The sequence below is a fragment of the Nocardia sp. NPDC005978 genome, assembly GCF_040614455.1.
In the GTDB taxonomy this organism is placed as follows: Bacteria; Actinomycetota; Actinomycetes; order Mycobacteriales; family Mycobacteriaceae; genus Nocardia.
On sequence record NZ_JBEXUS010000060.1, the window covers coordinates 1 to 23,009 of the forward strand.

Below are 23,009 nucleotides of genomic sequence, written 5' to 3' on the forward strand. Positions count from 1 at the left end.
CGCACAGTTCCTGTGCGGGGGCCGGGTCAATTGAGGGGGAAATTCGACCCCTGCGCGTCAGAGGTGCCGCGGCAGAGATGCCTAGGCGACAACTGGTTTCGTGAGGTCGGGGTAACTCCCCGGGTACGCCCAGAATCGGCTCGGCACCCGCCCGCACCACGGATGCGGAACGGTCAACGGCTCTCGGTGGCCCGCTGAATTTCCGGGGAGGCGGTAACAGCGGCTACGAACTCGGCCAGCTGTTTGTCGGTGACGTTGCGGGCCAGGTCGGATTCGCAGATCATGCCGATCAGGCGTTTGCCGTTCTTCATGTCCACCACGGGCAGGCGTTTGATCTGGTTCTGTTCCATGATCTCGAGGATCTCGGAGACGTCGGTGTCGGCGTCGACCCAGCGCGGGGTGCCCATGGCCAGATCGCCGGCGCGGACGCGGGCGGGGTCGTGGCCCTCGGCGATACATCGGACCACGATGTCGCGGTCGGTGAGCATGCCGATCATGCGCTCGTTGTTGCAGATGGGGAGCGCGCCGACGTCCATGTTGCGCATCAGCTGCGCGGCGCGGTCCAGGGTTTCGTCCGCCGGAATGCACTCCACGCTGTCGTGCATGATGTCGCGGGCTTTCATGGCTTTCACGCAAACCTCCTGTGGGGTGGATGGTGCTCTAGCCACTGCCCATCGTGTCCCGGATCACAGTCGAGGTCAATGCGATCTTTGCCGAGAGGTAGCTGTACCGCCTACTCGGGCCGCGTGACGCCGGTGTCGATGGGCCGCGTGACGCCGGTGCCGATCGCGCGCGCTCCGCCCGTCCGGCGCAGGCGGCCCGAGCCCGGGGCCGCGGCCCACACCGCCGCCGCCAGCAGCGCGTCCAGGATCAGGGCCAGGGCCGCGACCAGGATCGCGCCCACCAGGACGCGGTCGTAGCGGTAGAGGCCGATGCCGTCGAAGATGTAGCGGCCCAGCCCGCCCAGGTTGACGTAGGCGGCGATGGTCGCTGTCGCGACCACCTGCAGCGTGGCCGCGCGCAGCCCGGTGAGCAGCACCGGCAGGGCATTGGGCAGTTCCACGCGGAACAACACCTGGCGTTCGGTCATACCCATGGCCCGCGAGGCGTCCACCACCGTGGCGTCCACGTTCGCGATCCCGGCGTACGCGCCCGCCAGCAGCGGCGGAATGCCGACGGTGAGCAGGGCCAGGATCGGCGGCACCAGACCCAGGCCCATTCCCAGCACCGCGAAGGTGAGCAGACCCAGCGTCGGCAGCGCGCGCATGGCGTTGGCGAAGCCGACGATCAGCGCCGAACCCCGCCGGGTGTGCCCGATGGCCAGGCCCAGCGGCACCGCGATCAGCGCCGACAGGCCGACGGCCAGAAAGCTGTACCAGAGATGCTGCAGCACACGGGCGCCGATCCCGGTCGGCCCGGACCAGTTCGCGCCGTCGGTGAGAAACGCCCAGGCGTCGACGAAAAGACTCATGCCGCACGCCCTTTCGCCGGTCGCGCGCCGCCGCCGGCGCGCAGCCACGGGGTCGCGAGCCGACCGAGCAGGAACAGCGCGCGATCCACCACCAGCGCCAGGACCAGCACCACGATGATGCCCGCCATGATCTCGTCCGGGTAGTCGCGCTGATAGCCCTGGGTGAACAGCTTGCCCAGGCCGCCGACGCCGATGAGCGCGCCGACGGTCACCATCGAGATGTTGGTGACGGCCACGACCCGCAGGTTGGCGACGAAAACCGGTAGGGCGAGCGGGAAGTCGACGGTGAGCACGCGCCGCACCCGGGTGTAGCCGATGGCGTCGGCGGCGTCGAGCACCGCGGCGGGCACCGAGTCCAGTGCGGCGGGCACCGCGGTCACCAGCAGCGCGACCGAGTAGATGGTCAGGGCGATGACCACATTGAGCGGATCGATGACGGCGATGCCCAGTAGCGGGGGAATGATGACGAACAGGGCCAGCGAGGGAATCGTGTAGGCGATGCTCGCGGCCACCGTGGTGACGCGCCGCGGCCAGCGGGTGCGGTGCACCAGCGCGCCCACCGGCACCGCGACGGCCAGCGCGATCGCCAGCGGCAGCAGCGCCAGATACAGGTGGGTGCGCGTGAATCCGGCGATCTCCGCGAAGTTGTCGAGGAGGTAGTTCACCGCTGCTCCCGCGCGAAGAACGCGCGATTGCGTTCGGCGTCCTCGTCCGCGCGCTGGCGGCTGAGTTGCTCCAGCACGTCCGCGGCGCGGATGCCGCCCACCGCGGCGCCCGAATCATCGACCGCGACACCGATTTCCGACGGCGAGGAGATGGCGCTGTCCAGGGCCTGGCGCAGATCGCCGCCGGGCGGGAAGAGCGAGCCGCCCGCGGAGACGCAGTCGGTCAGCGCGCGCCCGGCCCGCACCCCTTCCACCCCGGTGGTGTCGATCCAGCCGATGGGATGCCGCGCGGCGTCGACCACGAGCCGCCATTCGTTCTTCTCCAGGCGTGCATCGGGCACGGTCTCGGGGGTCAGCGTCGTCAGTTCCACCGGCGTGACCCCGGCCGCGCTGCGGAAGGAGAGTTCGCGGTAGCCGCGGTCGCGGCCGACGAAGCCCGCGACGAAATCCGTTGCGGGCTGCGAGAGTACGCGCTGGGGCCGGTCGTACTGCTGGAGCCGGCCGCCGGGACCGAACACCGCGATGCGATCGCCGAGCTTGATGGCCTCGTCGATGTCGTGCGTGACGAAGACGATGGTCTTGTGCAGTTCGGCCTGCAACCGCCGCATCTCGGCCTGGAGTTCGGCGCGCACCACCGGGTCCACGGCGCTGAACGGTTCGTCCATGAGCAGGATGGGCGGGTCGGCGGCCAGCGCCCGCGCCACCCCGACGCGCTGCTGCTGACCGCCCGAGAGCTGGGCCGGATAGCGCTGGGCCAGTGCGCGATCGAGCCCGACCCGGTCGAGCAGGTCGAGCGCGTTCGCGCGGGCCGTCCGCCGGGTCACGCCGCGCAGCACCGGCACGGTGGCCACGTTGTCGACCACGGTGCGATGCGGCAGCAGGCCCCCGCTCTGGATGACGTAGCCGATGCCCAGCCGCAGCCGCACCGCATTCTGTGTCGAAATATCCTGCCCGCCGATGGTGATGACACCGGTGGTGGGCGTGATCATGCGGTTGATCATTCGCATGGAGGTGGTCTTGCCACAGCCGGAGGGGCCGACGAACACGGTGAACGAGCCGGATTCGATGCGCAGTCCGAGATCGTGAACGGCGGTGGTGCCGTCCGGATAGGTCTTGCTGACGCCGCTGAATTCGATGTCGGACACCGTGTTTCCCTACTGCTTGATTCTCGCTACGCGACCGGCTTGTCGAGTCCCTGCGCGACGATCCACGCCTTGGCCGCCGCGGCGGGCTCGGTCTTGGCATCCCCGGAGACCGCGGTGTTCAGCGAAATCAGTTCGGCGGTGGTCAATTTGGTGGAGACAGCGTTGAGCACCGCGATCATCTTGTCGCTCTTCTTCGCGGTGTTGAACAGCGGCACCACGTTCTGCGCCGCGAAGTTGTGCAGCGGATCGGCGAGCACCACCAGGTTGTTGGCGACGATGGCGGGTGAGGTGGTGAAGATGTCGGCCGCGGTGACCTGGCCCTCGACCAGGGCGCGCACGGTGGCCGGCCCGCCGCCGTCGGCGATGGGCACGAAGTTGGCGGGCGCGATGTCGAGGTTGTAGAACTTCTTCAGTCCGGGCAGACCGCCCGGGCGCTCGGCGAATTCGGCCGGTGCGGCGAACTTCACCTCGGCCGAATGCGCGGCCAGATCGGCGATGCTGCGCAGATTCCAGCGCTGCGCGGTGGCCGCGGTGACCACCACGGCGTCGGAATCCTCGGCGGGAGCGGGCTTGCCGATGCCGAGTTCGGTGCCCAGCTCGGTGATCAGCGCGGAGTTCACGTCGACGGCCGCGGTCGCGGTGGCGTCCTTGTTCAGGTACTGCAGCAGGTTGCCGGTGTAATCGGGCACCAGATCGATGGCGCACTGGCGCACGGCCGGTACGTACGCTTCGCGGCTGCCGATGTTCAGCTTCGTGTCGATGACGAAACCGTTGGCGCGCAACGCTTCCGCGTACACGTTGGCCACGGTCTCGGATTCGGGGAAGTTGGCGGATCCGACCGTCAGCTGGTCCGTGCCGCCGCCGCAGTCACCCGAGGCGCCGAGCGGATCGGAGTCGCCGCCGCAGGCCGAGGCCACCATCGCGGCCGCCAGGGCCACCGCCGCGGCGAGGATACGCAGAACGGTCCGAGCGTTTCGCCGGCCATTGGCCCGCGTGGTGAGTAGGGGGTGCACAGGCTTCCTTCCACCAAGTACTTCATCAAGAAAACAGACTCGACTGTTTATAGTGCCCGTTTACCCACGCGAACGCCGCCTACCCGGGGTCGGTTTTGAATTCGCCTGGCACGACACCGAATTTCGGAGTGTTGAGGCCCCGATCCCGTTTCCCGGAACCCGGGACGGCAGACTGTTGCGGGTGTTCGGCAGAACGGTTTACCTCACCCGGGCCCCGCGCGCCCGGCGGCGATCAGCGCGTGCGCCGCGTGTGATCCGGCGCGTGGCCGTGCTCGCGACGCTGGCGGTCCTGGCCGCGAGTTGCGGTTCCGATTCCGGCCCGGTGCTCACCGTCGGCGCGGGGGAGTCCACCCAATCGCAGGTGCTGGCCGCGGTGTACGCCGGGGCGCTGGCCCGCACCGGAGCGCGCACCGCCGTGCGGGACGGACTCGGCGATCGGGCGGCCGCGATCGCGGCGCTGGACGCGGACCGGGTCGTCGCGGTCGGCGAGGTGAACGGCGATCTGCTCACCGCTCTCGATTCCGGCTCCGCCGCACGCAAACCCGACGCCGTCACCGCGGCGCTCAATGCCGCGCTGCCCGCGGGCCTGATCGTCGGCGACGCGGCCGACGGCACGGATCTGCGGCCGACGGTGGTCGCGGCGGCCACCCGCGTCGCCGAATTCCCGCCCACGCTAAAGGATCTCGGCCCGCGCTGTGCCGGGCTTGCGGTGGGTGTCGCCACCGGGCCCGCGCTGGATCCCCAGCGCGCGCCGCTCGATCCGCACCGGGACGTGGTGGAGCCGCTGCGTGCGGTGTACGGCTGCGAACTCGCCGAGCCGGTGCCCTTCGCCGACCCCGCCGAGCTGCGAAAAGCGCTCGCCGAGGGCCGTATTCAGCTGGGTGTGCTGTCCGGCCCGCCGTCCTATCTGCCGGACGGCGGCGCTGATCTGGTCGCGCTGGCCGATCCGGACTACGCCTTCCGGGCCGCGATGGTGCTGCCGCTGCTGCGCAAGGGCGAGCTGAGCGAGATCCAGCTGCGCAAACTCAACTACGTCGGCGGTGAACTGACCACGGTCGACCTGGCGGACCTGATCCGCCAGGTGCGCGAAGACGGGGTGGCTCCGAACGAGGCGGCGCGGGCCTGGCTGGACGCGCACGCGCTGTAGGCGAGCGCCGGACGCGTGCGGGCGCGGCGGCGAATCGAGTGCGCCGCGGTGCTCGGTCCGGCAGGTGCCGGGTTCAGTCCAGCAGCGCGGCCGCGAGCCGCGGGGTGAGCGCCAGCGACGGCAGCGATTCCACCAGCAGTTCGATGAGTTCGTCGCGGGGGATGGGTTCCTCGCGCAGCCAGATGAGGGTGGTCTCCTCCAGGAACGCGATCCAGCCGCGCACGGCCAGGGTGAGTCCGGGGAGTTCGGCGTCCTCGATCGGCAGCGGCGAGTTGGCGAGGATGCGCTCGACCTGCGCGCCGCGGTGCGCGTCGACCATGGCGATGAGTTCGGGGATGGCGCTGGCCGGGCCGCGCAGCAGGGCGCGGTACGAGGTGCGGTTCTCGCTGACGTAGTCGACGTAGCGCGTGATCGAGTCGCGCAGCATGTCGAGCATGTTCAGGTCCGGGTCGGGGGCGGTGCGGGCCAGCAGTTCGGCATTGGCGTGCGCCACCACGGCCAGGTAGAAGTCCTGTTTGGTGGGGAAGTAGTGAAAGAGCAGGGCCCGCGAGATCCCCGCCTGCTTGGCGATCTCGCTGACCGAGATGTCTTCCAGCTCCCGCTCGCGCAGCATGCGGGTACCCAGTGTGATCAGCTGCCGGCGGCGTTCCTCGGGGCTGAGGCGTACGCGTTTGGCGGCGGAGGCCGGTCTGCTCACGCTTTGTCCTTCGGTCACCGGGAAAATCCTACTGAACGCGAGTCAACACTGTTGACTCGGACTCAATAAGACCCTACCCTCGTTTTCATGAGTCGCAAGGTTACAGACAAAGCTGTCGATAATCGGCCGGTCCGGCATTCGCACATCATCATCGTCGGCAGCGGGTTCTCGGGCCTGGGCATGGCGATCCGCCTGAGCCAGCAGGGCCAGCAGGATTACCTCGTGCTGGAGCGCGGCGATGACGTCGGCGGCACCTGGCGCGACAACACCTACCCGGGCGCGGCCTGCGACGTGCCCTCGCACCTGTACTCGTACTCCTTCGCGCTGAACCCGGAGTGGACGCGCTCGTTCTCCAAGCAGCCGGAGATCCAGAAGTACATTCAGGGCGTCGCCGACAAGTACGGCGTGCGCGACAAGCACATCTTCGGCTGCGACATGACCGGCGCGCAGTTCGACAACGCGACCGCTCGCTGGGAGATCCAGACCTCGCAGGGCGCGTTCACCGCCGACATCCTGATCTCCGCCGTCGGCGCGCTCTGCGAGCCGAACCTGCCGGATATCAAGGGCATCAACGAATTCCAGGGCGAGATCTTCCACTCCGCGCGCTGGAACCACGATTCGGACCTGACCGGCAAGCGCGTCGCGGTCATCGGCACCGGCGCTTCGGCCATCCAGATCGTGCCCGCCATCGCCAAGCAGGTCGCGCACCTGGACGTCTACCAGCGCACCGCGCCGTGGCTGCTGCCGCGCGGCGACCGCCCGTACCTGCTGCCCGAACGCCTCGCGTTCAAGTACATCCCGGGTGCGCAGGCGCTCTCGCGCGCGGCCATCTACGCGGTCCGCGAGAGCCAGGTCGTCGGCCTGGCCAAGTTCCCGCCCGCGATGAAGATCCTCGAGACCATCGCGCGCGCCAAGCTGCGTGTCGAGGTCCGCGATCCCGAGCTGCGCGCCAAGGTCACCCCGAACTTCCGCATCGGGTGCAAGCGCATGCTCATCTCCAACGAGTACTACCCGGCCCTGGGTCGCGAGAACGTGGACCTGGTGACCGACGGCATCAAGGAGATTCGCGGCAACTCCGTCGTCACCAAGGACGGCGTCGAGCGCGAAGTGGACGCGATCATCGTGGCCACCGGCTTCCACGTCACCGATTCCCCGGCCTACGAGACCATCTCCGGTCGTGACGGCCGCACGCTCGCGGGGGTTTTCGAAGAGGGCGGCCAGCAGGGCTACAAGGGCTCGGCCATCAACAACTTCCCCAACATGTTCTTCATGCTCGGCCCGAACGTGGGCCTGGGCCACACCTCGATGGTGTACATGATCGAATCGCAGATCAACTACATCTCCGACGCCGTGGCCACCATCGACCGGCTCGGCCTGCGCACCATCGAGGTGCGCAAGGATGCGCAGGATCAGTACAACGTCGAGTTGCAGGGCAAGCTCGAGGGCGCGGTGTGGAGCACCGGCGGCTGTGCCTCCTGGTACATGGACAAGCACGGCAACAACACCACGCTGTGGCCGGACTTCACCTTCCGCTTCCGTAGTCTGCTCGAGAAGTTCGACGTGTCCGCGTACGACACCGCCAAGACCGCCGCCCCGGCCTCCGTCTGATTCCCTACGGGCCCAAGCACAAACGAAAGTGGTAACCCCGTGAGCAATGATGCTTACTTCAAGGACAAAGTCTGTGTGATCACCGGCGCGGGCTCCGGCATCGGCCGCGCCCTGGCCGAGAACCTGGCTCGCCGGGGTGCGAAGCTCGCGCTCTCGGACATCGACACCGAGGGCCTCGCCGAAACGGTGCAGCGCTGCGAGCGGTACGGCGTCGACATCAAGTCCGATCGCCTGAACGTCGCCGAGCGCGAAGCGGTGCTGCTGTACGCCGACGAGGTCAACAAGCACTTCGGCAGGGTCAACCAGATCTACAACAACGCCGGCATCGCCCATCACGGCGACGTGGTCAGCACCGCGTTCAAGGACATCGAACGCATCATGGACGTCGACTTCTACGGAGTCGTCAACGGCACCAAGGCCTTCCTGCCCTACCTGATCGAGTCGGGCGCGGGCCACGTGGTGAACGTATCCAGCCTCTTCGGCCTGATCGCGGTGCCGGGTCAGAGCGCCTACAACGCGGCCAAGTTCGCGGTGCGCGGCTTCACCGAGGCGCTGCGCCAGGAAATGATCATGAGCGGCAAGCCGGTCAAGGTCACCTGCGTGCACCCCGGCGGCATCAAGACCGCCGTGGCCCGCAACGCCACCGTCGCCGAGGGCCTGGACCAGAAGAACCTGGCCACGATGTTCGACAAGCAGCTCGCGCTGCACACCCCGGAAATGGCCGCGCAGGTCATCACCGAGGGCGTGGCCAAGGGGCACGGCCGCGTACTGATCGGCTGGGAGGCCAAGCTTCTCGACCTGTTCGTCCGCAGCACCGGTTCGTACTACCAGCGCATCTCCGCGGTGGTGCAGAAGCGCTTCCTGCCCTAGGGAATTGGATATGTTGGACGTGAAACTGCCACTGCCCGTGGCGCGTGCGGTGCTGCGCCCGGTCTTCCGGGTCATGCTGAACGCCCGGCTGCCCTTCACCGTGCAGCGCAAGCTCATGGAGATCGGTGCGCCGGCGCAGCGCCCGCCGCGCGGCACCCACGTGGAGCGCGTCCGCCTCGGCGGGCGTCCGGCCGAACGGGTCACCGTCGGCCCGGTCAGCGATCAGGCCACCGTGCTCTACCTGCACGGCGGCGGCTACACGGTCGGCTCGCCCGTCACCCACCGCGCGCTGGCTGGCTACCTGGCTCGCGAAACGGGGTGCGCGGTCCACGTTCTGGATTACCGCCTGGCACCCGAACATCCGTTCCCGGCCGGACTCGACGACGCCGAGATGGCCTTCCTGGAACTGGTCGCCTCGGGATACCGGCCCGAACGCATCGCGCTCGGCGGTGACTCGGCCGGCGGCGGGCTCTCGCTCGCGCTGGCGTTGCGGCTGCGGGACAAGCACGGCTACGTGCCCGCCGCGCTCGGGTTGATCGCGCCGTGGACCGACCCCAACGAGGTGCCCGGGCGGGACGAGGATCTGGTGCTGACCAAGCCGTGGTCGCGGTCGTGCGCCGACGCCTATCTCGGCGACGGCGACAGCCGGGACGTCGGCTACGCGCCGCTGCTGGCCGAGCTGCACGGGCTGCCGCCGACCTACGTGCAGGCCGATCGCGACGAACTGCTGCACCCGCAGTGCGTGCGACTGGTCGGCAAACTCACCGCGGCCGGGGTGCGCACCGAGTTCTCCGAAACCGACGGCCTCTGGCACGTCGCGCAATTGCAGGCGTCGCTGGTGGCCCCGGCCGCCGCGATCACGCTGGAACTCGGCGACTTCCTGCGCCAAGCGCTGCGCCCCGCGCCTACCAGGTCCATAGGATAGGCAGCAGAACGCGTGTGACCGCCCGGACCGGCGAACGAGAACATGTTCGGGCGGTCCGTGGGGTGTGACCTGGAAGCGTGGCGTAAATTACTCGCCAGTATTACTCAATGTGGAGGGCAGCGATGCGAGAGTTCGAAGTCCCGGCTACCTACACCATCCCGGAGACCGCCAATATGTCGGACGGCGCGTTCCGGCATGCGAAGGAAACGCCCGACCTGGTCGTTTTCAACACTCCGGATGGCAACGGCGGCTGGAACGATGTCACGGCGAAGGAGTTCGCCGCGACGGTGACGGGCGTGGCCAAGGGGCTCGTCGCCTCCGGCATCGAACTCGGTGACCGCGTCGCCATCATGGCGGCGACCAGCTACGACTGGGTCGTGCTGGACTTCGCCATCTGGGCGGCCGGCGGCTGCGGCGTGGCGATTTTCGACAGCTCCTCCGCCGAGCAGGTGCGCTGGATCCTCGAGGATTCGGCCACCAAGATCACCATCGTGCAGAACGACAAGCTGCGCGCCACCGTCGCCGAGGTCGAGGGCAGCCTGCCCGAGCTGCGCGAGGTGCTGGTGCTCGAGTCCGGCGTCATCGCCGAGCTCACCAAGCGCGGCGCGGAGCTGGACGACAGCGTCGTGCACGAGCGGCGCGCGCAGGTCAAGGCCGCCTCCCCGGCGACCCTGATCTACACCTCCGGCACCACCGGCAAGCCCAAGGGCGTCATGCTCTCGCATGCCAACCTGTACGCCGAATCGGCCGCGGACCGCTCCTCGATGAGCGAGTTCCTGCGCCCGGGCCGCAAGTCGCTGCTGTTCCTGCCGCTGGCCCACGTCTTCGCCCGCGCGGTGGCCCTGGCCGCCTTCGACGCCGGTGTCACCGTCGCGCACACCGCCGACTGGTCCACGCTGGTCGAGCAGTTCGGCAAGTACAAGCCGGACTTCATCCTCTCGGTGCCGCGCGTGTTCGAGAAGGTTTTCAACGGCGCGAAGCAGAAGGCGCACGACGGCGGCAAGGGCAAGATCTTCGACTACGCCACCGAGGTGGCCATCGCCTACAGCGAGTCGCTGCAGAACGGCGGCCCCGGCCTTGGTCTGAAGATCAAGCACGCGGTCCTGGACAAGCTGGTCTTCAGCAAGCTGCGCGAGGCCATGGGCGGGCAGTGCGAGTCCGCGGTCTCCGGCGGCGGGCCCCTGGGCGCGCGCCTGGGCCACTACTTCCGCGGCGCCGGCGTCACCATCTACGAGGGCTACGGCCTGACCGAGTCCACCGCGGCCGTCAGCGTCAACACCCCCAAGTTCATCAAGGTCGGCTCGGTCGGCCGCCCGCTGCCCGGCCACGGCGCCAAGGTCGCCGAGGACGGCGAGCTGCTCATCCGCGGCCCGGTGGTCTTCAGCGGCTACTGGAAGAACGAGCAGGCCACCGCCGACGCGTTCGACGGTGACGGCTGGTTCAAGACCGGCGACCTGGGCGCGATCGACGAGCAGGGCTTCATCTCGATCACCGGCCGCAAGAAGGAAATCCTGGTCACCGCGGGCGGCAAGAACGTCTCCCCGGCGATGCTCGAGGATTCCCTGCGCCAGCACCCGCTGATCAGCCAGGTCATGGTCGTCGGCGACGGTCAGCCCTTCATCGGCGCGCTGATCACGATCGATCAGGAGGCGCTGCCGGGCTGGAAGGAACGCAACGGGATCGCCGCCGACATCTCGATGGAAGAGCTGATCGAGAACGCCACCCTGAAGTCGGAGATCGACGCCGCGGTGGCCGCGACCAACAAGCTGGTCTCGCACGCCGAGGCGATCAAGAAGATCCGGATCCTGCCGGTCGACTGGACCCAGGAGGGCGGGGAGCTGACCCCGAAGATGTCCCTCAAGCGCAACGTGGTCATGAAGCAGTACGCGTCCGACGTGGACGCGATCTACTCCTAGACCCGGCACGTGAACGCAGCGCCGCCCGCGGAATTGTCCGCGGGCGGCGCTTTTTCGTAGCGGGATGCGATCCGGCGGCGGCAGCGCACGAGGGGCGCTGCGCGTGATCGCGCGCGGATAGCGCCGGCACGCGAGACAGCGCACCGCCGCGATCAGCGGGGCAGCGCAACACCGGGAACGCGGTAGCGCCCCACCGGGAACGTGAGGCAGTGCAGCATCGGGAACGCCTGGTGATGCAGTGCTGAAGAACGCGGGGCCGGTGCATGGCCGGGAGCGCGGGGTCGTGCAGCGCCGGGAACGTGAGGCAGTGCAGCATCGGGAACGCCTGGTGATGCAGTGCTGAAGAACGCGGGGCTGGTGCATGACCGGGAGCGCGGGGGTGTGCAGCGCCGGGAACGCGAGGCAGTGCGCGTCGGCTACGTGCGGGGAGTCGCCGGACCTGATCGAGTTCGGCCCGGGCGATGAGAAACGGGCATCTCGGTCGTCCTAGTCTGTGGGTGGCGCGTTCGGCCACCCGAGGAACCGACCCAGGAGGCAACCATGACCGCTGTGAACCCGTATCTCGTCTTCAACGGCAACGCCGAAGAGGCGTTCGTCTTCTATCGGTCCGTGCTGGGCGGGGAGCTGCAGATCGCCCGATTCGGTGACATGGGCGGCACCGACGACTTCCCGGCCGAATTCCGCGACAAGATCGCGAATGTGACCCTGCCGCTGGGCGATTCCCTGCTCATGGGGTCCGACGTCCCGCCCGGGCAGACCGTGAACACCGCGAACCCGGGCTACTCGGTGAGCCTGGACGTGGACAGCGCCGCCGAGGCCGAGCGCGTGTTCACCGCCCTGTCCGCCGGCGGGGACGTGGCGATGCCCCTGGGCAAGACCGAATGGGCCGAGTCCTTCGGGATGGTCACCGACAAGTTCTCGGTGCCGTGGATGGTCAACTACGCCCCGCGCTGACGCCCGTCACCCCGCGCCCGTCACCGTTATGTCACCGATGGGCCGGGGGGAACCGGCGAAACGGGCAGTAGGGTCGGATTCGTGACCGGTCGTGGATTCCGGATAGGTAGTGGCCTCGTCGCCGCCGGGGTGATTCTCGGCGGCGCGGAGATCGTGGCGGCCTTCATCAGCCCGGACGCCACCCCGTTCCAGGCCGTCGGCGCGTGGGTCATCGACCACACGCCGGACGGGCTGCGCGAATGGGCGATCGACACCTTCGGCGCCAACGACAAGCTCGTGCTCTTCGTGCTGATGGGTGTGGTCGCGGTGCTGCTCGCGGCCGTCGCGGGGCTGATCGAGCGACCGAAGCGGCCCGCCGGGTCGGTTCTGTTCGGGGTCTTCGGGCTGCTGTCGGCCGTCGCGGCGGTCACCCGCCCGCACGCGACCTGGAACTGGCTGTTCCCTTCGATACTCGGCGCGTGGGCCGGAATCATGGTGCTGCGCACGCTGATCGATCGCATCGCGGACCTCGAGGACGTGTCGGCGGCCGCGGGCGGGACGGGTGCGGGCGGTGGATCCGGTGCGGCAGCGGGATCTTCGGGGACGGCCGATCATGCTCTCGATGCGGGGGCAGCCGGGGATCCGGCCACCTCACCGGGAACCGCTGCGGTGCAACGGGACGCGACCGGAGACCGCACGGCTCGCACGGCGTCGACCGACGATGTCGCACTGGAACGGCGACTCGTGGTGCGGGGGATCGCCGTCGCGGCCGTCGCGGGCATCGGCGCGGGCATCGCCGGGCGGGTGCTCGGGGTGCGGTCGCGCAGCGTCGCGGGGGAGCGGGCCGAGGTTGTGCTGCCGACGCCGAAAGGTGTTCCGGTGGCGGTGGATCCGGCCGCGGACCTGCGGCTGCCGGGGCTCACGCCCTACCTCACGCCGAACTCCGACTTCTACCGCATCGACACCGCGCTGACCGTGCCGCAGCTGAGCCGGGAGAACTGGACGCTGCGCATCCACGGCATGGTGGATCGCGAAATCCGGTTGAGCTGGGCCGATCTCGACGCTCGCACCCCGGTGGAACGGCTCGTCACCCTGGCCTGTGTGTCGAATCCCGTGGGCGGGGACCTGATCGGCAACGCCCAGTGGCTGGGGTACCGGCTCGACGAACTCATCGCCGAGGCGGGCCCGCACCCGGACGCCGACATGGTGCTGTCCCGCAGCGTCGACGGCTTCACCGCGGGCAGCCCGCTGGCCGCCCTCACCGATGGGCGCGACGCGCTGCTCGCGGTCGGCATGAACGGCGAACCGCTGCCGACCGCGCACGGCTACCCGGCCCGGCTGGTGGTGCCCGGACTGTACGGGTACGTCTCGGCGACCAAATGGGTCACCGAACTGGAGATCACCAGATTCGATCGCGCGCAGGCGTATTGGACCAAGCGCGGCTGGTCGGCCGAGGGCCCCATCAAGACCGGCACCCGCATCGACACCCCGCGCGGCGGCACCCGCGCACCGGGCGTCGTCACCGTGGCCGGGGTGGCCTGGGCGCAGCACCGCGGGATCCGGGGCGTCGAGGTGCGCGTCGACAACGGCGAATGGCGGCCCGCGCGCCTGGCCGCGGAACCCTCCATCGACACCTGGCGGCAGTGGGCCTTCGACTGGCAGGCCGAACCCGGCGTGCACACCCTCTGGGCGCGCGCCACCGACGGCACCGGCGAAACCCAGACCGCCGACCGCCGGGACGTGATCCCCGACGGCGCGAGCGGCTACCCCTCGGTCACGATCCGCGTCAACGCCTGAAGGCCGATCGACCGCGGCGTGAATCCTGGCGGATGCGCAGCCGCTACCCCCTCGATATTCGCGACCACGGCGGCTGGATCGCCGATCGCCGTATCGCCGGTCGCTGGACCGTCCGACCGCTGCGGCGTGAGCCTCGCGGCCATTCTCCGACCACGATGCCCGGCGACCGCGATCGCCGAAAACCGGTGTGGTTCGACCGGTTTGCCGTGGTGTGCGCAGCTTTTCGGTGTGGCTAAGTGCCGAACGGCCTCTCGAGCGGCGCGGCGGGATTACGATCGGCGGCGGCCGTCCACGCCCGCCCGAGCCCATCCGAGCCATCCGAGGGAGCGCGCTTGACCGGAGTACTGGAATGGGCGCGGGCGGAGAACCTGCAACCGGAACCGCTCACGCTCGATCATTGGCAGCAGCTCCCCCGGGAGTTCTGCCGGCTCGTCGAGGTGGTGAACGGCGATGTCGTGCGCGCCGAAGCCACCGGCATCTGGCACGGCAACGCCGCCAAACATCTGGCCTCCATGCTGGAGAACGCCGCCGAAGCCCATATGGGCCGCTACCAGGACGGCGTGCTCTACGTCGGCACCGGCCTGGACGTCCTGCTGTGGGAGTCGCCGCGCCTCACCGTGCGCAGGCCCGACATCGTGATGTTCTCGTGCAGCCCTTCGGAAATGGGCCTGCTGCCCGCCTCGCGGATCCGCATCGTGGTCGAGGTCGTGACCCCGATCAGCGAGCGCGTGGACACCGCCGACAAACAGGCGGAATACGCGATGGCCGGAATTCCCTGGTACTGGCTGGTCTACATGGATCGCGACCGCGTCGCCTACATCCAGACCTTCGTGCTGGTGCTCGGGCACTACCGCCCGCACCGCAGGCTCATGCCGATCGTCGGGGAAACGGTGCTGGACATGCCCATCGAGATCCGCCTCGACTGGCACTGGCTCATCGCGCTGGCCTATTGACCCGTGCGAACAGGCTCCCTTCCGCGAATGCGGCAGGGAGCCTGTTTCTTTCACTGTCCGGTATGCGAAATCAGCTGTTCCGCCGCGAGATTCAGCTCGCGACCGGCTCCTTGTCCAGCCGGTCCGCCGGCTTTTCGGCCGACTTCCCGTGCCCGACGAACAGCGCCGAGGCCACCACGCCGATCAGCAGGATGAAGCCCGGCAGCAGCATCGACTGGCTCAGCGCCGTGCTGACCTTGTCCAGCACCTCGTCCGGCAACTGCGCCATCCCCGCGCCGCCCTCGTGGATCGGGCCGGCGGGCAGGTGCTGCGCCGCGATCCGCGAGGACATCAGCGCGGCGATCGCCGCCGAACCCAGCACCGAACCCACCTGGCGGGTCGTGTTGTAGACGCCCGCGCCCGCACCGGCCTGCGAGACCGGCAGATTGTGCGTCGCGGTGGTGGCCAGCGGCGCCCAGATGCACGCGTTGGCGATGCCGGCGACGCCGCCGATGACCAGGAACGCCAGGATCGAGGCGTCCGGCTTCATCAGCGCCGCGAAGGCGAAGATCGTCGCGGAGAACGCGGCGAAACCGATGGTCGGGAACACCCGGGGCGGCATGCGATCGGACAGTTTGCCCACGATCGGGGCGAAGACGCCGGTCAGGATCGCCATGGGCGCCAGCACCAGCGCCGAGCGGGTGGGCGACATGTCGCGCACCTGCTGCAGGTAGAAGTAGAACGGCACGAACACCGCGGTGACCGAGGCGCCCATGGCCGCGATGGCCAGGTTCGACATGGCGAAGTTGCGGTCCTTGAACAGGCTCAGCGGCACCAGCGGCTCACCGGTGTTGCGGGCCTGATTGACCACGAACAGCCCGAGCACCACGACGCCCGCGCCGATGAGCAGCCAGATCAGCGCGTCCCAATCACGGGTGTTGCCTTCCTGGATGCCGAAGACCAGCAGGAACATGCCCACGGCCGACAGCGCGACGCCGACGAGATCGAACTTGTGCTCGTGCGTCGGCAGCGCGGGCACCAGCCACACGGCCAGCGCGAAGGCGATGATGCCGATCGGGACGTTCACGTAGAAGATCCACTCCCAGCCCTGCCAGTCGACCAGGACGCCGCCCAGGATCGGGCCGACCAGGGTGGCCAGACCGGCCACGCCGCCCCACAGGCCCATGGCCGCGCCGCGCTTGTCCGGCGGGAAGGTGCGGGTGATGACGGCCATGGTCTGCGGGGTCATGAGCGCCGCGCCCAGGCCCTGCACCGCGCGGGCCGCGATCAGCATCTCGATGCTGCCGGACATCGCGCACCACAGCGAGGCGGCGGTGAACACGGTCAGGCCGATGAGATAGATGTTCTTGGGGCCGAAGCGATCTCCGAGCCGGCCGGTGATGAGCAGCGGCACCGCGTAGGCGAGCAGGTAGGCGCTGGTCACCCAGATGACCTTGCTGATATCGGCGTTCAGATCGTCCATGATGGCCGGGTTGGCCACCGCGACGATGGTCATATCCAGCAGGATCATGAAGAAGCCGACGACCAGCGCGTATAGCGCCAGCCACGGATTGCGTTGGGTGGACATGGATTCAGGTTTCCTGTCTGGCGGGGGCAGTCGAAAACGACTGCCGGGAAAGAGAAGTGGTCACGGGGCGCTCGCGTCCGGAGCCAGTGGATTGCGGCCCTCGCGGACCGCGGCCACGTCCTGGGCGCTCAGGCCCGCACCCCAGTCCGAGCCGAGGGTTTCGGTCGGCAGGATCTGGAGGCGCTCGCCGGTCTCCGGGTCGAATTCCTCCCAGGGCAGCTCGCCGCTCACCAGATCGGCGACGAAGCCGCGGACCCAGTCGCCCTCGGCGACGTTGAGTGCGCGCATGTACTCGATGACGGCCCAGAAACGGCGCGGCACCTGCCGGCTCACCGCCCACTCGCGCAGCGCCTCGATTTCGGCGCTGCGACTGTCTATCCAGGTCAGGCGTTCGCGCAAGAGCGCGATCACTTCCTGCACCGGCAAATTGTGCGCCTCGGCCAAGGCGATGGGGAAGATCGGGTACTCCCTGACCGGCTGGCGCAGGATCTCGGTGATGCGGGCGCGCAGGCACCTGCGGCCCTCGGATCGGATGCGATAGATGGTGCGTTCGGGCCGGTTGCCCGCCCGATCCGTGCCTTCCGCGAGCACCAATCCCTGCTCGGCCAGGCGTGCCACCGTGTGATAGAGCGACCCGGGCTTGATCTTGACCAGTTCGTCTTCGTGTCGGGTCATGAGCAGCTGATACATCTCGTACGGATGCATCGCCCGCTCTTCCAGCAGCGCGAGCACCGCGATCGCCATCGGCGTCAGCGCCACACCCGCCTGCTTCCGGTTCACCGGAACCTCCATCCTCCGTGCCAAATATTCCACGTGGAATATACGGCCCGGAGGATTGGCGGGACAAGGCGTCGGTCACCGCTTGTGAAACAGCTCACCGAGCCGAATTATTGCCGAGGGGCGGCTGCTGTTCGGCTGGAGCGCCGGGTGCAGACGCCGAGGGATTGCGGGCCACCACGCTCCGGGGTAGCCGTGCGCGGCGAGGAAACGATCGCGGCGGGCGCGGGGCTTTCGTAGGCTGGCAGCCGAAACCCGCGCGCACGAAGGAGCAGTCATGGCCGCCACGCTGACGAAGGGGCAGAACGCCCCGCTGGAGGCGGCGGGCGTCGCGATCTCGGTGCGCAGCGCCGCGGCCGTGGACGTGTCCGCGCTCCTGGTGACCGCGAACGGGAAGGTGCGCTCGGACGCGGACTTCGTCTTCTTCAACCAGCCGTCCGGGCCCGGGGTCGACTTCGTGCCGGGTTCGCCCGCGTCGCTGTGGGTTTCACCCGCGGCGGTCCCCGCCGAGATCGACCAGGTGCGCGTGGTGCTGACCCTGGACGATCCGGCGGCCACCTTCGGGCGATTCGCGCCACCGGTCGTCGGCGTCCGCGACAGCTCGGGAAACACGCTGTGCGAGTACACGGTCGAAGGACTCGACACCGAATCGGTGGTCATCGCGCTGGAGGTCTATCGCCGCGCCGAAGCGTGGAAGGTGCGTGCGGTGGGGCAGGGGTACGCGGGCGGCTTCGCCGCGCTGGTCACCGATCACGGTGTGAGCGTCGATGATTCACCCGAGCCCGTTGCGGCTGCGGCCCCCGCTGCTGTCACCGCGACTTCCGCCGCCTCGGCGACCTCCGCTACGGCATCCGTGGCTCCGGTTTCCGCGGCGCTCCCGCCCGGCACACCGCCGCCTGCTTCGGACCAACTCGAAATACGCAGCGCGCCAGGCGAGTCCGCACTCCCGCCCGAGCAGCGCCAGCGCCTCGACCTGCGCAAGCGCGAGGTCGCCAAGGTTTTGCTGACCAAGCGTGCCACCGGTGTGCGCGCCCGCGTCGTTCTCGTCATCGACAAGACCGGCAGCATGCGCCAGCTCTACAACCAGAAGGTGGTGCACCGCGTGGTCGAGCGCATGATCCCCATCGCCATCCAACTCGACGACGACGGACTCCTCGAGCCGTACCTGTACGCCCGCGACTTCCTGAAACTGCCGAGTATCGCCGTGGACCAGGCGCATTCGTGGACCGAGAAGTACCTGCACCTGTCCGGCACCCGCGAGGGACTGGACTACGACTTCATCGGCCTGGGCAATGTCGAGATGCCGATCATGCGCGAGATCATGCGCACCCTGAAGCCCGGCGGCCCGCCGACCCTGGTGCTGTTCTTCACCGACGGCGGCTTCTCGAAAAAGCGCGAGATCGCCGACCTGATGCGCGAAGCCGCGAACCTCCCCGCCTTCTGGCAGTTCATCGGCCTGGGCAAGGCCAACTTCGGCGTCCTGAACACCCTCGACGAGCTCGACGGCCGCACCGTCGACAACGCCGGCTTCTTCCCCGCCCTGAACATAGACGAACTCGACGATCCCGCCCTCTACACGAGCCTGCTCGGCGAGTTCCCCGACTGGCTCCGCGCCGCCCGCGCGGCGGGCATCACCCGCTGACGGCGGCAGGCCCGGTTTCGTGCCGGGGCGGCAACGCGACAGGGCCGGACCTCCCGAAGGAGATCCGGCCCCAGGGCGGAACGGTTTTCGCCTAGGAGGTGGGGCTCATGGCCTCGGCGATGATCTCGGCCTGTTCGACCGCGTGCACCTTCGACGAACCCGAGGACGGGGCCGACATGGCGCGGCGGGAGATGCGGCGCAGCTTCGCGAAGCGGGCCGGGAGGATCTCCGGGAGGTTCAGGCCGAAGAAGGGCCAGGCGCCCTGGTTGGCCGGTTCCTCCTGGACCCACGCCAGATCGGTGGCGTTGGCGTAGCCCTCCAGGGCCTCGTTGAGGCGGAACTTCGGGATCGGGTACAGCTGCTCGACGCGCACGATCGCCAGATCGTCGCGGTTGTTCTTGACCTTCTCCGCGAGCAGCTCGTAGTAGATCTTGCCCGAGGTCAGCAGCACGCGCTTGACCTTCGAACGATCACCGTCGCCGGTCTCGTAGGTGGGCTCCTCGAGCACGCTGCGGAACTTGTTGTCCGTGAAGTCCTCGATGTCGGAGACCACGGCCTTGTTGCGCAGCATGGACTTCGGGGTGAAGACCACCAGCGGGCGGCGGATGCCGTCCAGCGCGTGCCGGCGCAGCAGGTGGAAGTAGTTCGACGGCGTGGACGGAACCGCCACGGTCATCGAACCCTCGGCACACAGCTGCAGGAAGCGCTCGATACGGCCGGAGGTGTGGTCCGGACCCTGGCCCTCGTGACCGTGCGGCAGCAGCAGCACGACCTCGGACAGCTGGCCCCACTTGGCCTCACCGGAGGAGATGAACTCGTCGATGATGGTCTGCGCGCCGTTGACGAAGTCACCGAACTGCGCTTCCCACAGCACGAGCGCGTCCGGGTTGCCCAGCGAGTAGCCGTATTCGAAACCGACGGCGGCGAACTCGGACAGCGCCGAGTCGTGCACCGCGAACCAGCCGGCCTTCTCGGACCCGATGTTGTGCAGCGGGGTGTACTCGCCGCCGGTCTTGCGGTCGATGATGACCGAGTGCCGCTGGGTGAAGGTGCCGCGCCGCGAATCCTGACCGGTCAGGCGCACCGCGTGGCCCTGATCGATGAGCGAGCCGAAGGCCAGCAACTCGGCGAACGCCCAGTCGACCTTGCCCTCGTACGCCATCTCCTTGCGGCGGTCCAGCACCGGCTTGACGCGCGGGTGCACGCTGAAGCCCTCGGGCACGTTCACGAACGCGTCACCGATGCGCTGCAGCACCGACTTGTCCACGGCCGTGACCATGTTCGCCGGCATCTGCTGCTCGTCCTCGACGGACTCGGACTTCTCGGGCCGGTACTTCTCCAGTTCGCGAACCTCGTTGAAGATCCGCTCCAGCTGGCCCTGGTAGTCGCGCAGCGCGTCCTCGGCCTCCTTCATGGAGATGTCGCCGCGGCCGATGAGCGATTCGGTGTAGGTCTTGCGCACCGAGCGCTTGGTGTCGATGACGTCGTACATGTGCGGCTGGGTCATCGACGGGTCGTCGCCCTCGTTGTGGCCGCGACGGCGGTAGCAGATCAGGTCGATCACGACGTCGCGGTTGAACTTCTGGCGGTAGTCCACGGCCAGCTTGGCGACCCACACGCAGGCTTCGGGGTCGTCGCCGTTCACGTGGAACACCGGCGCGCCGATGAACTTCGCGATGTCCGTGGAGTATTCGGTCGAGCGCGAGTACTCCGGCGAGGTGGTGAAGCCGATCTGGTTGTTCACCACGATGTGCACGGTGCCGCCGGTGCGGTAGCCGCGCAGCACGGACAGGTTCAGGGTCTCGGCGACGACGCCCTGGCCCGCGAACGCCGCGTCACCGTGCAGCATGAGCGGCACGACCGAGAAGGTGCGCGCCTCTTCGCCCTTGGTGACGAGGTCTTCCTTGGTGAGCAGATCCTGCTTGGCGCGCACCAGACCCTCGAGGACCGGGTCGACCGCTTCCAGGTGCGAGGGGTTGGCGGTCAGCGACACCTCGATGTCGTTGTCGCCGAACATCTGGATGTAGGTGCCGCGCGCGCCCAGGTGGTACTTCACGTCGCCCGAGCCATGGGTGGCGGCCGGGTTCATGTTGCCCTCGAACTCGGTGAAGATCTTCGAGTAGGGCTTGCCGACGATGTTGGCCAGCACGTTCAGGCGGCCGCGGTGCGGCATGCCGATGACGACCTCGTCGAGGGCGTACTCGGCGCACTGGTCGATGACGCCGTCCATCATCGGGATGACGGACTCGGCGCCTTCGAGCGAGAAGCGCTTCTGGCCCACGTATTTGGTGGCCAGGAAGGTCTCGAACGCCTCGGCCGCGTTGAGCCGGGACATGATGTACTTCTGCTCGGCGACAGAAGGCTTCTCGTGCTTCTGCTCGACGCGGTCCTGAATCCACTGCAGCTGTTCGGGATCCAGGATGTGGGTGTATTCCACACCCACGTGCCGGCAGTAGGCGTCACGCAGGATCGACAGCACGTCGCGCAGCTTCATGCGCTCCTTGCCGTGGAAGCCCGCGACGTTGAACTCGCGATCGAGGTCCCACAGGGTCAGCCCGTGCTGGGTGACATCGAGGTCCGGGTGCGAGCGGAACTTGTCGTGCACCAGCCGCAGCGGGTCGGTGTCGGCCATGAGGTGACCGCGGTTGCGGTACGCGGTGATCATCTCCTGGACGCGGGTCGACTTGTCGATGCCGCGTTCCTTGATGTCCTTGCGCCAGCGCACCGGCTCGTAGGGGACACCCATGCCGTGGAAGATCTCGTCGTAGAACTCGTCCGAGATCAGCAGGTTGTGCACGGTCCGCAGGAAGTCGCCGGACTCCGCGCCCTGGATTATGCGGTGGTCGTAGGTCGAGGTCAGCGTCATGAGCTTGCCGATGCCGATCTCGGCCAGCTGCTCGTCGCCCATGCCCTGGAACTCGGCCGGGTACTCCATGGCGCCGGCGCCGATGATCGCGCCCTGTCCGGGCATGAGCCGCGGCACCGAGTGGTTGGTGCCGATGGTGCCCGGGTTGGTCAGCGAGATGGTGACGCCGGTGAAGTCGTCGTTGGTGAGCTTGCCGTTGCGCGCGCGCCGCACCACGTCCTCGTACGCGGTGTGGAACTGCGCGAAGGTCATGTCTTCGGTGTTCTTGATGGCCGCGACCGCCAGGGTGCGGCCGCCGTCCTTGCCCGGCAGGTCGATGGCCAGGCCGAGGTTGGTGTGTGCGGGGGTGACCGCGTTCGGCTTGCCGTCGATCTCGGCGAAGTGCCGGTTCATGACCGGGAAGGACTTGATGCCCTGCACGATGGCGTAACCCAGCAGGTGGGTGAAGGAGATCTTGCCGCCGCGGGTACGGGCCAGGTGGTTGTTGATGACCAGCCGGTTGTCGATCATCAGCTTCGCGGGGATGGCCCGGACGCTGGTGGCGGTGGGGATGGTCAGCGAGGCCGACATGTTCTTGACGATGGCCGCGGCCGGACCGCGCAGCACCTTGGACTCGTCGGCCGACTCGGTCTTCGGCGCGCCCGCGGTGGGGGCGGCGTTGGACGTCTTGGCCGGAACGGTCTGGGGCGCGCGCTCCTGGGCCTTGGCGGGCGCGGGAGCCGCGGCGGGCTTCGGCGCGGCGGGGGCCTTGGCGGGCGCGGGCGCTGTCGCCTTGGGCGCGGGCGCGGCAGCCTTGGGGGCGGGCGCGGGGGCCGCGGCGGCGGGAGCGGGGGCTACTGCCTGGCTGTTGCCGGAGTCGCCGGTGGCTTCCGGCGTGTAGTCCGCGAGGAACTCGTGCCAGCTCTCATCGACCGACGACGGGTCTTGCTTGTACTTCTGGTACATCTCGTCGACGAGCCACTGGTTCTGTCCGAACTGGGATGTTGAGCTGCTCACAGCAGGTGTTCGCCTCATTTC

18 protein-coding genes are annotated in these 23,009 nt (G+C 68.6%); 9 read left to right on the forward strand and 9 right to left on the reverse strand.

Annotated elements, in window-relative coordinates:
- Positions 1 to 173 precede the first annotated feature (173 nt).
- The 5 genes from ABZ319_RS24735 to ABZ319_RS24755 all read right to left on the reverse strand — a co-directional run bounded on the left by ABZ319_RS24735 (position 174) and on the right by ABZ319_RS24755 (position 4,201).
- Complete coding sequence (locus tag ABZ319_RS24735; RefSeq protein WP_354988888.1) at positions 174 to 623, reverse strand: CBS domain-containing protein; 450 nt, start codon at positions 621 to 623, stop codon at positions 174 to 176.
- A gap of 110 nt (positions 624 to 733) precedes the next feature.
- A complete protein-coding gene (locus tag ABZ319_RS24740; RefSeq protein ID WP_354988855.1) occupies positions 734 to 1,471 on the reverse strand; it encodes an ABC transporter permease in 738 nt (245 codons plus the stop codon).
- Entirely contained in the window at positions 1,468 to 2,136 is a 669-nt protein-coding gene (locus ABZ319_RS24745; protein WP_354988856.1) for an ABC transporter permease, read from the reverse strand. Before ABZ319_RS24745 ends, ABZ319_RS24740 begins: the two co-directional genes overlap by 4 nt.
- A complete protein-coding gene (locus ABZ319_RS24750; protein WP_354988857.1) occupies positions 2,133 to 3,281 on the reverse strand; it encodes an ATP-binding cassette domain-containing protein in 1,149 nt (382 codons plus the stop codon). Before ABZ319_RS24750 ends, ABZ319_RS24745 begins: the two co-directional genes overlap by 4 nt.
- Before the next feature lie 26 nt (positions 3,282 to 3,307).
- The gene (locus ABZ319_RS24755) at positions 3,308 to 4,201 is read right to left on the reverse strand and encodes an ABC transporter substrate-binding protein (RefSeq protein ID WP_354988889.1); all 894 of its coding nucleotides are present in this window, start codon (positions 4,199 to 4,201) and stop codon (positions 3,308 to 3,310) included.
- Between the two features lie 355 nt (positions 4,202 to 4,556).
- Between ABZ319_RS24755 and ABZ319_RS24760 the strand changes: the two genes are divergently transcribed.
- Positions 4,557 to 5,441, forward strand: a complete 885-nt coding sequence (locus ABZ319_RS24760; RefSeq protein ID WP_354988858.1) for a glycine betaine ABC transporter substrate-binding protein — start codon at positions 4,557 to 4,559, stop codon at positions 5,439 to 5,441.
- 73 nt (positions 5,442 to 5,514) lie between these two features.
- Here ABZ319_RS24760 and ABZ319_RS24765 read toward each other — a convergent pair whose 3' ends face one another.
- Positions 5,515 to 6,156 carry a TetR/AcrR family transcriptional regulator gene (locus ABZ319_RS24765; protein WP_354988859.1) on the reverse strand — a complete coding sequence of 214 codons (642 nt, stop codon included), beginning with the start codon at positions 6,154 to 6,156 and terminating at the stop codon, positions 5,515 to 5,517.
- A gap of 69 nt (positions 6,157 to 6,225) precedes the next feature.
- Here ABZ319_RS24765 and ABZ319_RS24770 point away from each other — a divergent pair, with 69 nt between their 5' ends.
- The 7 genes from ABZ319_RS24770 to ABZ319_RS24800 all read left to right on the forward strand — a co-directional run bounded on the left by ABZ319_RS24770 (position 6,226) and on the right by ABZ319_RS24800 (position 15,140).
- Positions 6,226 to 7,746, forward strand: coding sequence for an NAD(P)/FAD-dependent oxidoreductase (locus tag ABZ319_RS24770; protein WP_354988860.1), 1,521 nt, complete (start codon positions 6,226 to 6,228; stop codon positions 7,744 to 7,746).
- Positions 7,747 to 7,785: 39 nt separating this feature from the next.
- On the forward strand, positions 7,786 to 8,616 hold the full coding sequence (locus ABZ319_RS24775) for an SDR family NAD(P)-dependent oxidoreductase (protein ID WP_354988861.1): 831 nt from the start codon (positions 7,786 to 7,788) through the stop codon (positions 8,614 to 8,616).
- 10 nt (positions 8,617 to 8,626) lie between these two features.
- The gene (locus ABZ319_RS24780; protein WP_354988862.1) at positions 8,627 to 9,541 is read left to right on the forward strand and encodes an alpha/beta hydrolase; all 915 of its coding nucleotides are present in this window, start codon (positions 8,627 to 8,629) and stop codon (positions 9,539 to 9,541) included.
- 122 nt (positions 9,542 to 9,663) lie between these two features.
- On the forward strand, positions 9,664 to 11,457 hold the full coding sequence (locus ABZ319_RS24785; protein ID WP_354988863.1) for a long-chain fatty acid--CoA ligase: 1,794 nt from the start codon (positions 9,664 to 9,666) through the stop codon (positions 11,455 to 11,457).
- A 540-nt stretch (positions 11,458 to 11,997) separates the two neighbouring features.
- Entirely contained in the window at positions 11,998 to 12,411 is a 414-nt protein-coding gene (locus ABZ319_RS24790) for a VOC family protein (RefSeq protein WP_354988864.1), read from the forward strand.
- Between the two features lie 81 nt (positions 12,412 to 12,492).
- A complete protein-coding gene (locus tag ABZ319_RS24795) occupies positions 12,493 to 14,187 on the forward strand; it encodes a molybdopterin-dependent oxidoreductase (RefSeq protein WP_354988865.1) in 1,695 nt (564 codons plus the stop codon).
- Between the two features lie 332 nt (positions 14,188 to 14,519).
- Positions 14,520 to 15,140, forward strand: a complete 621-nt coding sequence (locus ABZ319_RS24800; RefSeq protein WP_354988866.1) for a Uma2 family endonuclease — start codon at positions 14,520 to 14,522, stop codon at positions 15,138 to 15,140.
- A gap of 91 nt (positions 15,141 to 15,231) precedes the next feature.
- On the opposite strand, the gene ABZ319_RS24805 is transcribed toward ABZ319_RS24800, so the two are convergent.
- Together ABZ319_RS24805 and ABZ319_RS24810 are read right to left on the reverse strand one after the other, a co-directional pair.
- Positions 15,232 to 16,707 (reverse strand): DHA2 family efflux MFS transporter permease subunit, encoded by a 1,476-nt coding sequence (locus ABZ319_RS24805; protein ID WP_354988867.1) that lies wholly within the window; start codon positions 16,705 to 16,707, stop codon positions 15,232 to 15,234.
- A 60-nt stretch (positions 16,708 to 16,767) separates the two neighbouring features.
- Positions 16,768 to 17,487 (reverse strand): PadR family transcriptional regulator, encoded by a 720-nt coding sequence (locus ABZ319_RS24810; RefSeq protein WP_354988868.1) that lies wholly within the window; start codon positions 17,485 to 17,487, stop codon positions 16,768 to 16,770.
- Positions 17,488 to 17,761: 274 nt separating this feature from the next.
- Here ABZ319_RS24810 and ABZ319_RS24815 point away from each other — a divergent pair, with 274 nt between their 5' ends.
- Positions 17,762 to 19,126, forward strand: coding sequence for a VWA domain-containing protein (locus ABZ319_RS24815; RefSeq protein ID WP_354988869.1), 1,365 nt, complete (start codon positions 17,762 to 17,764; stop codon positions 19,124 to 19,126).
- 91 nt (positions 19,127 to 19,217) lie between these two features.
- Here the strand turns inward: ABZ319_RS24815 and ABZ319_RS24820 are convergent, their stop codons facing one another.
- Positions 19,218 to 23,006 (reverse strand): multifunctional oxoglutarate decarboxylase/oxoglutarate dehydrogenase thiamine pyrophosphate-binding subunit/dihydrolipoyllysine-residue succinyltransferase subunit, encoded by a 3,789-nt coding sequence (locus ABZ319_RS24820; RefSeq protein ID WP_354988870.1) that lies wholly within the window; start codon positions 23,004 to 23,006, stop codon positions 19,218 to 19,220.
- Between the last annotated feature and the right edge of the window lie 3 nt (positions 23,007 to 23,009).

What these genes read in the sequence shown, in the direction of transcription:
- ABZ319_RS24735 (WP_354988888.1), bottom strand. Translation starts at nt 623, where the DNA reads ATGAAAGCCCGCGACATCATGCACGACAGCGTGGAGTGCATTCCGGCG.
- ABZ319_RS24740 (WP_354988855.1), bottom strand. Translation starts at nt 1,471, where the DNA reads ATGAGTCTTTTCGTCGACGCCTGGGCGTTTCTCACCGACGGCGCGAAC.
- ABZ319_RS24755 (WP_354988889.1), bottom strand. Translation starts at nt 4,201, where the DNA reads ATGGTGGCCTCGGCCTGCGGCGGCGACTCCGATCCGCTCGGCGCCTCG.
- ABZ319_RS24770 (WP_354988860.1), top strand. Translation starts at nt 6,226, where the DNA reads ATGAGTCGCAAGGTTACAGACAAAGCTGTCGATAATCGGCCGGTCCGG.
- ABZ319_RS24780 (WP_354988862.1), top strand. Translation starts at nt 8,627, where the DNA reads ATGTTGGACGTGAAACTGCCACTGCCCGTGGCGCGTGCGGTGCTGCGC.
- ABZ319_RS24785 (WP_354988863.1), top strand. Translation starts at nt 9,664, where the DNA reads ATGCGAGAGTTCGAAGTCCCGGCTACCTACACCATCCCGGAGACCGCC.
- ABZ319_RS24790 (WP_354988864.1), top strand. Translation starts at nt 11,998, where the DNA reads ATGACCGCTGTGAACCCGTATCTCGTCTTCAACGGCAACGCCGAAGAG.
- ABZ319_RS24805 (WP_354988867.1), bottom strand. Translation starts at nt 16,707, where the DNA reads ATGTCCACCCAACGCAATCCGTGGCTGGCGCTATACGCGCTGGTCGTC.
- ABZ319_RS24815 (WP_354988869.1), top strand. Translation starts at nt 17,762, where the DNA reads ATGGCCGCCACGCTGACGAAGGGGCAGAACGCCCCGCTGGAGGCGGCG.
- ABZ319_RS24820 (WP_354988870.1), bottom strand. Translation starts at nt 23,006, where the DNA reads ATGAGGCGAACACCTGCTGTGAGCAGCTCAACATCCCAGTTCGGACAG.